Source organism: Grimontia kaedaensis (assembly GCF_023746615.1).
In the GTDB taxonomy this organism is placed as follows: Bacteria; Pseudomonadota; Gammaproteobacteria; order Enterobacterales; family Vibrionaceae; genus Enterovibrio; species Enterovibrio kaedaensis.
In genome coordinates, this window is sequence record NZ_CP082276.1 from 179,246 (window position 1) to 194,049 (window position 14,804).

General features: G+C 47.5%; 15 protein-coding genes. 7 read left to right on the plus strand and 8 right to left on the minus strand.

The genetic code is table 11. The features are described 5' to 3' along the window. The first annotated feature begins 83 nt into the window (after positions 1-83). Entirely contained in the window at positions 84-2,777 is a 2,694-nt protein-coding gene (locus K6Q96_RS17670) for a response regulator (protein WP_251881424.1), read from the plus strand. After that, the gene (locus K6Q96_RS17675; RefSeq protein ID WP_251881426.1) at positions 2,767-4,518 is read left to right on the plus strand and encodes a two-component system response regulator; all 1,752 of its coding nucleotides are present in this window, start codon (positions 2,767-2,769) and stop codon (positions 4,516-4,518) included. The genes K6Q96_RS17670 and K6Q96_RS17675 overlap by 11 nt, the downstream gene beginning before the upstream one ends. A gap of 43 nt (positions 4,519-4,561) precedes the next feature. Here K6Q96_RS17675 and K6Q96_RS17680 read toward each other — a convergent pair whose 3' ends face one another. Beyond that, a complete protein-coding gene (locus tag K6Q96_RS17680) occupies positions 4,562-5,269 on the minus strand; it encodes a DUF1223 domain-containing protein (RefSeq protein WP_251881428.1) in 708 nt (235 codons plus the stop codon). A gap of 192 nt (positions 5,270-5,461) precedes the next feature. On the opposite strand from K6Q96_RS17680, the gene cutA reads away from it, so the two are divergent. Then, positions 5,462-5,803 (plus strand): divalent-cation tolerance protein CutA, encoded by a 342-nt coding sequence (gene cutA / locus K6Q96_RS17685; protein ID WP_251881436.1) that lies wholly within the window; start codon positions 5,462-5,464, stop codon positions 5,801-5,803. A gap of 50 nt (positions 5,804-5,853) precedes the next feature. Here the strand turns inward: cutA and K6Q96_RS17690 are convergent, their stop codons facing one another. Together K6Q96_RS17690 and K6Q96_RS17695 are read right to left on the minus strand one after the other, a co-directional pair. After that, entirely contained in the window at positions 5,854-6,393 is a 540-nt protein-coding gene (locus K6Q96_RS17690; protein WP_251881438.1) for an outer membrane beta-barrel protein, read from the minus strand. Between the two features lie 464 nt (positions 6,394-6,857). Then, on the minus strand, positions 6,858-7,226 hold the full coding sequence (locus K6Q96_RS17695) for a winged helix-turn-helix transcriptional regulator (RefSeq protein ID WP_251881439.1): 369 nt from the start codon (positions 7,224-7,226) through the stop codon (positions 6,858-6,860). A gap of 420 nt (positions 7,227-7,646) precedes the next feature. Between K6Q96_RS17695 and K6Q96_RS17700 the strand changes: the two genes are divergently transcribed. The 3 genes from K6Q96_RS17700 to K6Q96_RS17710 all read left to right on the plus strand — a co-directional run bounded on the left by K6Q96_RS17700 (position 7,647) and on the right by K6Q96_RS17710 (position 10,321). After that, positions 7,647-8,288 (plus strand): DsbA family oxidoreductase, encoded by a 642-nt coding sequence (locus K6Q96_RS17700; RefSeq protein WP_251881440.1) that lies wholly within the window; start codon positions 7,647-7,649, stop codon positions 8,286-8,288. A 69-nt stretch (positions 8,289-8,357) separates the two neighbouring features. Then, entirely contained in the window at positions 8,358-9,578 is a 1,221-nt protein-coding gene (locus K6Q96_RS17705; RefSeq protein WP_251881441.1) for a low temperature requirement protein A, read from the plus strand. Continuing rightward, complete coding sequence (locus tag K6Q96_RS17710) at positions 9,578-10,321, plus strand: potassium channel family protein (protein ID WP_251881442.1); 744 nt, start codon at positions 9,578-9,580, stop codon at positions 10,319-10,321. The genes K6Q96_RS17705 and K6Q96_RS17710 overlap by 1 nt, the downstream gene beginning before the upstream one ends. Positions 10,322-10,360: 39 nt before the next feature. Here K6Q96_RS17710 and K6Q96_RS17715 read toward each other — a convergent pair whose 3' ends face one another. The 5 genes from K6Q96_RS17715 to fdhD form a co-directional block, all read right to left on the minus strand. After that, positions 10,361-10,987, minus strand: coding sequence for a LysE family translocator (locus tag K6Q96_RS17715; protein ID WP_251881443.1), 627 nt, complete (start codon positions 10,985-10,987; stop codon positions 10,361-10,363). A 32-nt stretch (positions 10,988-11,019) separates the two neighbouring features. Beyond that, positions 11,020-11,469: a GNAT family N-acetyltransferase gene (locus K6Q96_RS17720; RefSeq protein WP_251882398.1), complete on the minus strand. Its 450-nt coding sequence runs from the start codon at positions 11,467-11,469 to the stop codon at positions 11,020-11,022. A gap of 287 nt (positions 11,470-11,756) precedes the next feature. After that, entirely contained in the window at positions 11,757-12,014 is a 258-nt protein-coding gene (locus K6Q96_RS17725) for a hypothetical protein (protein ID WP_251881445.1), read from the minus strand. 59 nt (positions 12,015-12,073) lie between these two features. Further along, positions 12,074-12,367 (minus strand): hypothetical protein, encoded by a 294-nt coding sequence (locus K6Q96_RS17730; protein ID WP_251881447.1) that lies wholly within the window; start codon positions 12,365-12,367, stop codon positions 12,074-12,076. Positions 12,368-12,460: 93 nt separating this feature from the next. Then, on the minus strand, positions 12,461-13,288 hold the full coding sequence (gene fdhD, locus K6Q96_RS17735) for a formate dehydrogenase accessory sulfurtransferase FdhD (protein ID WP_251881448.1): 828 nt from the start codon (positions 13,286-13,288) through the stop codon (positions 12,461-12,463). A gap of 265 nt (positions 13,289-13,553) precedes the next feature. On the opposite strand from fdhD, the gene K6Q96_RS17740 reads away from it, so the two are divergent. Next, a complete protein-coding gene (locus K6Q96_RS17740; protein ID WP_251881449.1) occupies positions 13,554-14,804 on the plus strand; it encodes a sarcosine oxidase subunit beta family protein in 1,251 nt (416 codons plus the stop codon).

The following is a 14,804-nucleotide window of genomic DNA, read 5'->3' on the forward strand; positions in this document are numbered from 1 at the left end:
GACAGAAACAGGCCATTAATTACATGGATTGGCGATCTCAGCCCAAGACGAACGCGTCGGAAAAAGTCTGAAAGGAAGGCCTAATGACAGGTTTGGTGAAGAATGAGCCGCTGATTGTGCTCGCAGACGAAGATCTCTCCCATATTGATTTCTATCAGCAGGTTTTGAGTGAAAGTGGTTACTGGCTCCGCTGCGTGGCTACCCCTGCAAAGTTGATGACGATTCTCCAGCAACATCCGGTCAATATTCTCGTACTCAACATGGATTTTCCATTCGAAGATGGCGGTTCATTTGCCGAGCAAGTGGCCAGGATCCAGCAGCTTCCGACCTGCCGTGATACGCGAATTGTGATGACCACTACTCAGTTCTCATCCGATCAAAAACAGCAGGCTTATCTCAGTGGTGGTGCCGATTACGTGGTCTATCCCATTGCACCTGCAGAGTTGTTTCTGAAAATGTCGACGCATCTGACGGCGGGTGCCAGGAAGAATGTCTCCAGTGCATTGAGCCGCAGCTTTAATGTACTGTCGGAATCCAACATGGCGTTATACCCCATGATGGCAACAGCACTAAGTTGCGCTCAAATGCTGAATCAGACCTCGCTCAGCAATAAACAGGCGCTTTATCTTGAGAGCCTGAGTCGCTCACTGAAACGAACGGGGGTGATTTGCGATAATCTCCGTGATTTCCAAGAGCTCTCATCTCACTTCCTGACTCTCGAAAATACGCCCTTTGATCTCGACCAATTGTTAGAAAGCCTGCGCGAATATCTTCTCAGCGAAGCGGAAAGCCGTGAAGTTGAACTCTTATTTAACGTGCCGCTGGATGTGCCCCGTTCATTGGTCGGTGACCCAGACAGGCTGCGCCGTGTGTTGTTGAACATTATTGATGAGGCGATGGTTGTGGGGGAAGGTAGTCCTTTAATCCTCACTATTAGATCAGGCCAGCTCAATGATCACAGCGCTGTGCTCGAATTCGCCATCAATCAGAAAGTGACAGCCCACGAAGAGATGTTCGATGACTTGGAAGAATTAACAGAACGCCTGGTGATGTCCAAATCTGAAGTCGATGAATCCATTAACTTACTGATTGCTTCTTACCTGATTGAGCAAATGGGTGGTCAGGTGCATTACGACATGGATGACGGTGAGCCCGGTGTCTATTTCAATATGGAGTTACAGCTGTCGAAAGCGACATCGGACAAAAGCTTTTCAGTACCCGTTGATCTGCGCGAACTGCGAGTATTAGTTGTAGATGACAACCCTTCTTCGATCGCGGTTCATCAGGCGATTGTGGAATCACTCGGTTTTGAGGTGGACTCAGCCAATGATGTCGACAGTGCTTTTACTGCCATTGTGGAAGGACATTTGGACCTAGAATTGGAGCCTTATGACCTAGTGCTTCTCGATTGGCACATGCCAGGGAAGAAAGGATTCCACCTGTTAGAGAAAATCAAAGACGACCTCGACCCTGATAAGCATCCATTGGTTATAGTGGTCAGTGCTTACGACAAGAAGATGATCGACAAAGAGCGTGGTAAAGGGAAAATTGACGGTTACCTTCACAAACCGATTTCAGCCTCGGTCATGTTTGACACCATCATGGAAGTGATGGGTCAGAACCTTCCTAAAACTCACCGCCGTGTGATTAGCGCGAAACAGCACGGGTCGGCCGTGACAGTGAACGGTGGGGGGCGTCGAATCCTAGTCGTCGATGACATGCCTATCAACCAGCAGATCGCCCGAGAAGTGTTGATCAGTAATGATTTTCAGGTAGAGCTGGCTGCTTCTGGTCGTGAAGCGGTTGTCAAAGTCTGTCCGGCACCGGAACTCTATGACGCCATTTTGATGGATCTCGAAATGCCGGAAATGAACGGGCTGGAAGCCACCCGGATCATCCGAGAAACCTCAGACAAAGAAAGCTTACCGATTTTTGCTGTGACTGCTCATACCATGGAGCGCGATCGCCAGCGCTGTTCCGAAGCAGGCATGAATGACCACATCCCTAAACCTTTGGACGCTGACAACCTGTTGCAAAAACTGGCGGGATATCTCGGCCTCGCCGTAACTTCTGTGACACAAGAAGAACAAGATGCTGAAAGCCACAGTGCAGACTACGAATATGTCGATGTAGAAGATGGAATCAAGCGCGTGATGGGTAATGAGGCACTTTACTTCAAACTTCTCAGTGACTTTGTGCATCAAGTGCGAGCGCAGGAAAATCAGATTTACCATCAGATTGACGCGGGACAGCTGATCGAAGCCTCGGAAAATGCACACACCATCGCGGGTAGTGCTGGCAACTTATCTATCGTTGGCCTTCGCCGCTCTGCGAAGCAGCTACAAAACGCTTTGATGGCGTTGGAAGACCACCAACCACCACTTAACCACTTCAAGCGTGATATGGATAATGCCATCAAAGAGATCGGAGAAATCTTGTTGAAGCGCAATCAAACCCCGGTATCCAGTGAGTTGCTGCAAGAGGGAAGTATTGGTAGTGAAACAACTAAGAACAATGCATCAACTGTGGAACAGGCAAAATTGGCGCGGTTGAAAGCATTCAGGGACCAAATGTTGTCACAGGATTTGATTGCGATAGATACCTATTATCAACTTCTGGTCGATTACTGCGACTTGGCACCTAAGCTCAAACCTGTCGGCGACAAGCTGATTGAACTTGATTACGCCAAAGCGATTGCGGCTTTCAATATCTACGTGAAAGAGAGCAAGCTGGATATCTCGTTGGCTGTTGAAAAGGGAGCTTCGCATGCACGCTAATCATACTGCTCCGGACAAAGACACTGTCCTTCTTATCGACTCGTCGCCGAACAGCATCCGCATTCTCAATGCTATTTTGGGCGAAGAATATCGGGTGATTTTTTCCACCTCGGGGGCGACAGCTAAGGTTCTTGCCAAATCTGAATCGCCAAAGCTCATCCTTATGGATGTCGAGTTGCCTGATATTGATGGTTTTGCACTTTGTCAGCACTTCAAAACTGAGCCTGAAACCAAAGATATTCCCGTTATTCTGATCACTGAACACTCTGAGGATGAAGGGCGTGAAATGGGGTTGAAGATTGGTTGCGCGGATTACATATCCAAGCCGGTCTCCCCGGCAGAAGTGAAGCTACGTATCTACAACCAGTTACGAATCCGCCGCAACGAAGAGCTGATCATGCAGCGCGCGCTCTATGATTCGCTGACAGGTCTTGCAAACCGAAACCTGACGATGGATAGACTACGTTACGCGATCGCTCATGATTTGCGTCGTGGGCTGATGACAGGCGTGATGCTGGTCGATATTGATAATTTCAAAATCATCAACGATACCTTGAGCCATGATGTGGGCGATCAGGTGTTGATCGAGCTTTCCCGCCGCATCGTTAAAGTCGTGAGGGAAATAGACACAGTCGGGCGTGTCAGTGGTGATGAGTTCCTCATTGTATTGCCTGGATTGCAGCAGACTGAAAACGCCTGTCAGATAGCCAGTAAACTTCGCAAAGCCATCAATAAACCGGTAGAAATCGCCGGCGGTGGCGAAGTGCATGTCACGGCCAGTATTGGTGTGTCACTCTGCCCGCTGGATTCAGATGACTTCAAACGTCTCTTTGGTTACGCGGATGTGGCGAAGCATCAAGCAAAAGAGGGCGGGAAAGACAGTTATCGCCTCTTTACCAGTGAGATGAATGACAGCGTTCAACGTCGTCTGCGTCTCGAATACCACTTGGTTTGGGCACTGTCGCGTGGCGAGTTTTCGGTGGTCTATCAGCCTCTTTATGACCTGAAAACGAACCGTATTTCCGGTGCGGAAGCTTTGCTCCGCTGGAATAACGACGAACTGGGTGCTGTGCCACCGTCAGAGTTTATTCCTATCGCGGAGCAGTCGAACCTTATTTATGAGATCGGAAAGTTCGTGCTCGATACCGCCATGAATGATTTTTCTGAGCTCAAGAATCGCGAGGGCGATTTGCTGCATCTGGCAGTGAATATTTCGCCGCAGCAAGTGCGACAGTCGCACTTCGTGGAAGACTTCATGGCCACCTTAGAGAAACAAGGCTTCGCACCGAATCGGCTTGAGCTGGAGGTGACTGAAGGCTTGCTCCTCAGTAACCAGCCCAATGTGAAAGAGATGCTGCATAAGTTGCATGACTTGGGGACCGAGCTTTCGATGGATGATTTTGGTACGGGCTATTCATCCCTTAGTTATTTACTGCAATTCCCGTTTGATGCTCTCAAAATCGACCGTGAATTTGTTGACGGGATTACGGATGTAGAGCTTAACGAAGCGCTTGCCACTGCGGTTATCTCTATGGCACAAGGCCTGAAAATCAAAACCGTTGCTGAAGGGGTAGAAACGGAGGAGCAATTGGAAATGCTCAAGTCGAAAGGGTGCGACTTAGCGCAGGGTTATTACCTGAGTCGACCACTAGATATCGACGGACTGAAAACTCTTCTCGGTGAAATGGGCGGTGAATCCTTAAAGGATGGAAAGAACACGAAAAAAGCCAAAACTACCTAGCATTACAAATAAGGGAGCTTCGGCTCCCTTTTTCGTTTATGGCCTACTCTAGCCAGCCTGCCAGCGTTTGAACAGGATCGCCACCGCCCTGTGGTGTCAGCCAAACCGCAATAGCAGAAGGGTTAGCCGCTGTGTTGCCGTCGAGCGCAAACTGCCAGTTATGCTGGCCAGTTTTTGTATCGAAATCCACTACTACAAAATCGTGCTCTAGGGTTCTTCCGCGGTTTTCACCGCGTTTAACTTGAGTGGTAATATCCATCGCCAGCAAAGCATACTGCGCTTGTAAGCGCTCATTGCCTTCGAAGTTAATCCTCAACGTATTGCCATTGATAGAGGCTTTTAGCTTTGGCGCTTTTGGACCATGCGCATAAGGAACAGGTTGTCTGGCGAAAAATCCACGCCATTCCTGATCATTGATAAACCAGCCTGGGGTATACACGCCACTGGCACGGCTTTGAGAAACCTTCTGACGCTGTCTCTGACTGAACTCCGGTTGAGCATATTTGTCTGTCCAACCAATGTAGTTCCAGTAGTCCACATGAAAAGCCATAGGGATAACTGTTGTCCAGAGCCCTTCTTTTCCTTTGAGCTTATTGAGTGCTGCTTCGGCGGGAGGACAACTACTACAACCTTCGGAGGTGTAAAGCTCTACGATGGTCGCTGGTGAGCCGTTGCTTTCCCAGCTCTGTGCAGAGAGTGTCGCAGGTGCCAATGCAGCGGCAACGAGAGTAAAAGAAAACAAGGTGCGCATATTGGAACCCTTCAATAGCTTGTAAAGACAAAGACCCGAGTTGGTATGAATCTCTTTCAAATCGTGAAACTGAATCTTGATGAGTCAGTGTGAGATAATGGCCTTGTTTAAATTAACGCTGAGGTGGAATAGGGTGGACATGCTTCGCCAAGCTTTTATCCACATAGCGTCCAATATCGACTGAGGCCGAGTATGAACACTTCTTCTGAATCTTATGTGGTTGTCATGACTACCTTCGCTGATAACAATATCGGCAAACGTATTATCGAATCCTTGCTTGAAAAGAAACTGGCCGCTTGTGTTCAGGTGTTACCTATTCAGAGTTACTACCATTGGCAGGGGAAGATAGCATCGGATATAGAAAAGCAGGTGATGATTAAAACGAAAAAATCACTCTACAAAGACGTTGAAGCTGAAATCTGTCGTCTGCATGATTATGACGTGCCGGAAGTGATCCAATTACCCATCGAAACTGGGCTGGGTGCGTATCTGGGATGGATTTCGGAAAGCTGCGACCAGAACGGGCAAAACTAAAATGCCTCTAGAATGGCAATAGAGGCATTGGATAATGAAGCGATACTTGTTTAGAACTGAATTTTGTAGCCTACGATCAGGCTAATATTCTTTTCGTTATCATCGCGGCCTACTCCTTGGTCGGGGGAGCCCTTTATCTTGCCTTGGGTATAGCGCAGACCTAACATGAGATCTGAAAAGTTGCCATCTACACCCGAGCCCCAACGGAAACCGTCGCCTGTAGAATCATCGGTTCCTCTGTAGATTCTCAGCGAGGAATAGCCGACAAGACCATAGACATCAATGGAGCTTTCCGAGCCAATATAAAAGCGCTTACCAACGGGTATGTTTGCGGAGTATGAGTAATCTTCCTTATAGCCGTATGTTTCTTCAAAGTCATCGTTTTTCAGCAGTGCGAATTCCAATTCACCACCAATAAAGAAAGCATTATCAGCAATATTCTTCGCACCAACATGAATGGCATATTTTTGACCCGTCTCATCAGCGAATTCATGTGCACCAATGCTCCCTGCGATATAAAGGTCTTGCCCACCTGCATGCGCAGCGCCGGATACCAATGCTGAAAACAGTAATGCGGTTCCCCATTTCATTTTTAATTCCTTTTCCTAGCCAGTATGAAGATGTATACCCAAACAACCTGAAGATGCTCGCATTCAGAGGTCATCAATGCGTTCAATTCGAGGCAAATTTCACGAGGAATAGTCATTCTATTTCCGTGGGATTTAACGAAGAAGTGGGCGCATTGAGGCCCTCCCTTCGGGCGAGTTGACTGACGCCGTGCTCTTTGTTGTTTCTTTTTGATGGAGGTGCCTACACCGGCAAAGGAACGCCGCGATCACAACGCCAGTCAATCTCGCTGAATCCTAAATCTTAAGGTCGTGTGGGTATATTTCTTTGCCAAAATACAGGAGAGGAAAATATGGAAGTTGTATCTTATTTAATAAAGTAAAGGGTTGGCTTGTTTTTATATTAACTTAAATGCATTTCGCTGCCATGCAAAAGGTAAGGCTTGTATTAAATAATATTCAAACCTTGCCTGATTATTTGACGAGAACTATTTTTTTAGTTCGATTTGATGTGTTTCTGACCAATTTCTCAGGTCCTCAAGAATTTGCAGTGCAGATTGTCCAAATTCAGTAAGTTCATAACTGACCGCGATTGGGCGGTCGCTGATCACTGTACGTAATACCATGCCTTCGTTTTCCAGCTCTTTCAAACGCTGGTCGATCATCTTTTTACTGGCACCGCCCAATTGACGGGCGAGATCATTAAAACGGACTGGGCCATCTTTTAAATGATAAATGATTGAGCCTTTCCACTTGCCGCCAATCAGGCGCATCGCGCGTTCAATCGCACAGGGCTCTGTGCAAACATTCGTCACGGATTTCCGGCCACGACTGTCAGTTGTTATTTTCGCTACCAACTTAGAATGCCTCGCTCTCAATACTAGGTTACAAAAAGTAAACTGGTTGAAAAGAAGGTTAAGGTTACCATAATTAACCACACAATACATTCTATACCCAAACAACCTGAAGATGCCGGATTCAGCGAGTTTGACTGGTGTTGTGATCGCGGCGTCCCTTTGTAGGTGTAGTCACCTACTCACCTACATCAAAAAGGGACAACAAAGAGCACGACGTCAGTCAACTCGCCCGAAGGGAGGCCCTCAATACGCCCACTTCATCGTTAAATTCCACGGAAATAGAACGACTATTCCTCGCGAAATTTGCCTTGAATTGAACGCATTGAAGGCCTCTGAATGCGAGCATCTTCAGGTAGTTTGGGTATATACCCTTGCAGACTGATATGGCGATTTTTGCAGCGGGTAAAAAGGGAGTTTGCCGTGACCGATAAAATCAAAATCGACATTGTTTCTGACGTTGTATGCCCGTGGTGCATCATCGGCTACAAACGCTTGGAGAGGGCTATCGATGAGCTGGGCATGCAGGATGCTATCGAGCTAGAGTGGCAACCGTTCCAACTCAACCCGCATGTTGGTTTTAAAGGTGAAAACCTGCGAGAGCATTTGATGGGCAAATACGGCATTAGTCGGGAAGACAGTGATCGTAATCGTCAGAACCTTACGAATCTGGGGCAAGAACTTGGCTTTCAGTTTTCATTTTTCGATGAGATGAAAACTCTGAATACCCGCGACGCCCACATTCTTTTGGAGTATGCAAAAGAGCAGGGAAAGCAAACGACTCTGAAGCTACGTTTGTTTGATGCCTATTTTTCTGAGAAGCAAGACATTTCGAACCGAGATACTTTGGCGAAGCTATTGGAAGAGATCGGTTTGAGTGCCGAGGATGGCTTGACGAAGCTAGAAGATGCCAAAGCAGCTAAAAGCTTCGACGACGCTCAGAATTACTGGCGTGATCTTGGTGTTTCCTCCGTTCCAACGATCGTTTTCAACCGCGAAAGTGCAGTAACAGGTGCTCAGCCTGTCGACGTGCTAAAGCAGATATTGAAAGAATTGAATTCTTAATATTGAGAAAGTCGACATATGGAACGTTCATTAGAATGCTCTTAATTTTAATGTTACACGGATGTGATTATGAGTTTGTCGGACCATCCTCTTTGGCGTAAGCCTCAACACCATTTAGATAGCGGCCATGCCGGTGATCATGTTCATTGGCTAGAGCTTTTCTATGATCTGGTGCATGTGGTTTCAATCTTCGTACTGGGCAATTACCTGAGCCATCACCTGAGCGTTGAGGGATTTGCTATCTTCGCCATGCTATTTGTTGTGGTGTGGTTTGCCTGGTTTGATCTGAGCTTATTTAACTCGCTGTACGTGAGTACAGATATACGTCACCGATTGGTGATGGCAGCACAGATCCTAACGGTGATGTTGATGACTTCGTCTATCCATTCGATTGACCACGGCGGTTGGGCGTTTTTTGCCGTCGGATACGCTATGAACCGCTTTATCATTGCATATCTCTATCGCCGTGCAAGGAAAGTGGGGGATTCTGACTCAGCACTGCCTTGCGAAATGTCCCGTAACTATTGGATTGCCTCCGCTATCTTTGTGGTGAGTGCTTTTCTTCCTAAGCCTTATGGTTACATTTTGTTTGGTATAGGCATGGTCGTGATGTGGTCGCTGTTTGTCATGCCAAAGATTGGCACCATCCACCATGAACGTCTGGTGCCAAGGCTTGGCCATATGGCTGAACGTTTCGCCTTATTGGTGTTGATTGTGGTGGGAGAGGGTTTCTTCAAACTGATCATTACGCTATCAGAGTATGGCGTATCCAAAGTTTCGCCAGATGTGTTCGTTAATTACGTCATTGGTGGGTTCTCATTGCTTGTGATGTGTTGGGTCTACTTCGACTTTGCCGGGAATGGAAAACCAAGAAATACTGACGCTAAGACCATGATTCAATGGACGCTTTCCCATCTTTTGTTGATGTTGTCTGCGGTTTGTGTGGGCGTTGCTTTGTCTGCCGAAGTGAAAGTGGGCTTCTGGGATCACTACCCGTTCAAGTATGCAGTCATTGGCTGTCTTGGTCTGGCTGGTTATCTCTATGCATTGCTGCTTATCCAAAACGTGATTGAAGAGCGAACCGCTCACCGATTCGCAACAGCAAAAGTACGTATGGTGGGCATTGCGCTGTCGTTTGTAGCTCTGGCAATTGTGGCATTTGTCCCTGCGCTTGTTGGTAACTTTGTGTGGGGAGCGGCGCTCATTTCTCAGGCGGTGATCCCGATGAGAAATGCTTACCTTGCAATCTCAGCCGCTGAATCAGAAGCAAACCTTGAAGATGCCGGTTAATGCAGGCGATCGATAAAAAACTACCGGACGCCATCACCCCATTTCAGATTGCGGTGCTGGTGCTTTCAGTTTTTGTTGTGCTTTCGCTGATGGTGGAAATCCTGTTTCCACTTACTGCTGAGACACGTCAAATTTTGTTGTATGTGGACACCCTGATTTGTGGTGTGTTCTTTATAGATTTTGTGCAGCAGTTCCGTGCAGCAGAGTCAAAGCTCCAATATATGAAGTGGGGCTGGCTAGATTTGATTTCCTGCATTCCTTTGATGGACGTGAACCAATTCGCCCGCATTCTGCGCGTTGTGAGACTTGTTCGGGCAATAAAATCGATATCGATGATCACCCATACCATCAGTGAAAATAAGGCTTCTTCGTCACTGCATTTTCTTGTGACAGTCTCGCTGATCATGATGGTATTCGGTTCTGTCTATGTACTGTCGCTTGAGCGTGGTATGCCAGGGGCTAATATTCAGACGGCGGCGGATGCATTTTGGTGGACGTTTATTACGATCACGACAGTTGGGTATGGTGATTTTTATCCTGTGACGTTTGAAGGCCGTATTGTCGCCATCATGCTCATCACTATGGGAGTGGGGATGTTTGGCAGCTTTACTGCGGTGTTTGCTTCTTGGTTAATTGCTGAACCGAAAGATACCAAATCTGTCGCATTGGAAGTCGAAGTGCAATCACTGCGAAAGGAAATTCAGGAACTAAAAGCGCTGCTAAAAGACAACAAAGGCGTCTAACCAGGCGCCTTTATTTTCCTTGTAAACAGCTCTTCTTTCTTATCGTTGGGTCAGGGCCAACTTGATACCCAGCCCGACAAATAATGTTCCCGTTACCCGGTTAAACCAGCGGATAAATGCTAGCTTGGCCAAGGTTTGCTTCATCAACTTTGCCGCACCACCATAAAACATCAAAGAGCCAAATGAGAGCGCCATAAAGCTCAGCGTCATGATGAAAAACTGCGGTGCAATAGGCGTGTTGGTATCCAGAAACTGGGGAAAGAACGAAGCAAAAAAGACGATGGCTTTAGGGTTGGTTATTGCCAGCAGCAAACTTTCGCCAAAGTAATGGTGATAGTGCTTATTCGGTTTTTCACTCTCTTCAACCTTCGAATTGCCTATGCGACTTGAGCGAAAAATCTTGATGCCAAGGTAGACTAGATAAATGGCGCCTATCGCTTTAAAGACTGTAAAGACGAGGGAGGATGTCATTAAGAGTGCGCCAAGACCAAGCATCGACACCACAGAGAGAATGAATAAGCCGACGATATTGGCGAAGCTAGAAGTGGCGACGACAGACATTTTTCCAGTCAGACCATTGCGGATAGCCAGCAAAATGGCTGGCCCTGGACTGGTGACATAGAAAAATGAGACGAAAAGGTAAAGCAGAAAGGTCTCTAGCTGCATGAAAAGCGCTCCTCCATAAGCATTGGGAGGCCTTATAGATCTAGATAAAGCCTCAACATGTCTTTATGTTGCACCCCATTTTCCCAAATGGGCTCATCATAGTTGTCCAAAAAATGGTCTGTGACAACATCAAATACTCGAAATCCCATTCGCTGATAGAAGGTGAGCTGGTAGCCAAAGGTTCCGGTGCCCAGCTCCAATCTTTTCATGTCTTTACCGCGGACAAATTGGATCATGTACCGAAGCAGTTGCGTGCCACAGCCTTTGCCTTGAAATTCAGGAGAAACCGCTATGTTAAACAATTCTGCATGCTTGTTGCCAATGGGTTTCACAACACATGCAGCCACTACGTTATTGTCTTCAGATGTTGCAACCACACACCATGAATCAAGCAGGTAGGAAGCGATGCTGGATGCGGAAGGGTCTGCTTCTAGAAGCAATGAAGCTGGAATATGCTGGGGTGTCACTTCGCTGAAGGTCATATTAGATGGCATCTGGCAGACACCTTTTGCTGATAGTTTTCGTAAACGTCATCGAAAAAAGCATAAATTTCCTATTTGCTGAATGTGACTCAATCCTTTAATTCTTGCAACGAAAACTCAGGATAAGCCAAATGGTTCAACTGGTCTTCGCGCAACGAAATTCGACTTTATTTCCTCGTGGGCTGTAAGGTGCATGGAACAACCAAAACCCTCATAACCTTAACGACACCTGATTTCACAGCACCCGATGCCGCGCAGGTCAAGATGAGCACAGATCTTATCTTCGTCTATTGGAGAGATAGGTAGGCAGGGGTGGTCGGGTTGTTCTCAGTCTCTGTTGGAGCACCGCATCCTTGCCTTCCCAGTTGACTATGAATATCGACAATATCAATTAAGTCAATGTCTAAGCTTAACTGGGTTAATCCTGTTTCAGGAGATGTTTCTCGCTCCGAGTAACAGTCGAGAGCATCAGTATAAAATGTGATTATCGCATCGCGTTTGTCAGTTCTGAGAACCTGTTGATCTATGCCCAGAATATTAAACATGTTTTCTCCTAAATACGATGACGCGACGCTTGCCTTGAAAATTGGACGTATTGCGATAATTACAGAGAAGTAATGGGTAAACGCCGACGTCTGGCTTTAGATTTGTATCGCTCTTCTTTTAAGTACCATCCGCAAGAACCCAAGATCACTGAGACTGATGCAATAATCAGTAATTGCGACGGAAATTGCAGAAAGAAAGCCTCAACAGCAGACACAGGTTCGTAGAGAAACAATAAGGTGAGACGCGCGGTCAACAGAACAATTGAAAAGAAAAGGGCAGTGCGGATGATGTGAGAAAACTTTCCATAGCGACGTTCTTCACCCCACCTGTAAAAACGTTTGTCGAGTTCCATATTCGTTCCGGATGAGTCAGCTAAGATATTGATGCGGAAGAATAAAGCGAATACTTAAACTTTTGCATTGCGAGTTGTAAATTTGCGATGCACTCAACGGGAGGCGCGATTGTAAAGACGCGGTGCATCCTGCCTTGGGAGGTGAACGAGGTTTAGGTTAGCTTCAATCGCGGTGTTTACTGCCAGAGACGTGGGTGTGCCGAGCGTAATGAGAGTGCCTACGCCGGATAATACCGCTTTTTGAACAAGTTCAATGCTGCAGCGGCTGGTGACCAGCAGCGATTGGGTTGGATCCAGTGCTTTGTTACGAAGTGCGGTTCCCAGCACTTTATCCAAAGCATTGTGACGGCCTATATCTTCTCTGCACAGGATGATCTCGCCTTTTTCATCGACGAGCATCGCTGCGTGTATAGCGCCACTGATATGCCCTAGTGACTGCCATTGACGCAGAGACTCCCGCAGGTTGAGGATGCTGTCGTTTTTGAGGGTGTCGATATACGGCAAGGGTTCAAACGTCGGAATAGCTTGTTCGAGAGATTCAGTACCGCAAATCCCGCAGCCTGTTCGACCAGCCAAATGGCGTTTAGTAAGGGAAAGTCTGGCCTGTGCGCGATTGGCTAACTGTACATCAGCAATCAGCGCGTCGTCTTTATGGTCAATGCTGACGTCATGAATTTCGCTGCCGCTTCGTATGATCCTCTCACTGAAAGAAAAGCCATAAATAAAATCTTCAATATCTTGCGGCGTGACCATCATCACCGCGTGACTGATACTGTTGTAACTGACCACCAGTGGGGTTTCGGTTGGCAAAGTTGCGAACGAAGTGACCTGACTCTCGTCATCGATATAGTGATGCAGAGAGTGGGGAGGGAGTAGCGTATCCGGATCCGCCTTGTCATCTTTCATCTTGCGGTTGGTCATTCTTAGCCTTGAGCGGTGTCTATCTCACGAAGCATAGTGCCATCCAGTTTACCTCGCTGAGCCCAAGTGTAAAAAGGTGAGGTCACACTTTGTCGCAAACGCATTTCGTGCAGGCGCATTTGCACATTACCCAGTGAGATCCCCCCTTTACCATGCCTTAATACGGTGGCGTTTTTCCGCCTGATAGCAATGAAAAGACTACACTTTTCAGTGCCGTGACAAATTCAGTGACGGCTTTAGATTTTCCGGAATTCAGGACAATGGAATGGCAGATTACTCAGGATTCGGGCTGTTTAAACACGCGCTCACTTTCCATGAAAATTGGCAACGGGCATGGCGAAACCCAACGCCGAAACCCCTTTATGACGTGATCATTGTTGGCGGTGGAGGCCACGGTTTGGCGACGGCGTATTACCTTGCTAAGGAATGTGGCGTTAAGAATGTTGCTGTGGTTGAAAAAGGCTGGCTAGGCGGCGGCAATACGGCGCGTAATACCACCATTGTGCGTTCCAACTACTTGTGGGATGAAGCCGCGCACCTCTATGAACACTCTCTCAAACTCTGGGAAGGTCTTTCCCAGGAGCTCAACTTCAACCTGATGTTCAGTCAACGTGGCGTATTGAACCTGGGGCACAATCTTCAGGACATGCGTGATATTGAGCGACGTGTCAGTGCAAACCGGCTGAATGGTATCGACAGTGAAGTACTGGACACCAGAGGGGTACAGGATTTAGTGCCACTTCTTGATTGCTCTGACAATGCACGATACCCAGTTCTGGGTGCGAGTTGGCAGCCAAGGGCTGGCGTGGCGCGACACGATGCCGTTGCATGGGGTTATGCCCGTGCTGCCGATCGATTGGGTGTGGATTTAATCCAACAAACGGAAGTGACCGGTCTTCGTATTGAAGATGGCAAAGTGAAAGGTGTAGAAACCTCTCGCGGGTTTATCGGCGGGGAAAAAGTGGGTTGTGTGGTTGCGGGTAACTCGGGTGAGTTAGCACGAATGGCAGGAATGACCATGCCTTTGGAATCCCACCCTTTGCAGGCCATGGTATCTGAGCCAGTGAAGCCATGTATCGACACTGTCATCATGTCGAATGCTGTTCATGGCTACATCAGCCAGTCAGACAAAGGCGACTTGGTGATTGGCGCGGGTATCGATAGTTATAACGGCTTCGGTCAGCGCGGCTCCTTCCCAGTGATTGAACATACCATTTCAGCGATCATCGAGATGTTCCCGTTCCTCAGCCGTGTGCGTATGAACCGTCACTGGGGCGGGATTGTAGATACCTGCCCCGATGCTTGCCCTATTATCAGTAAAACTGATATCAAAGGACTGTATTTCAATTGCGGCTGGGGTACTGGTGGCTTTAAGGCTACACCGGGTTCAGGCCACGTATTTGCTCACACCATTGCGAATGATTCGCCGCACCCTATTGCGGCACCATTTAACCTCAACCGTTTTGTAACGGGCCATCTGATTGACGAACACGGCGCTGCCGGTGTGGCGCACTAG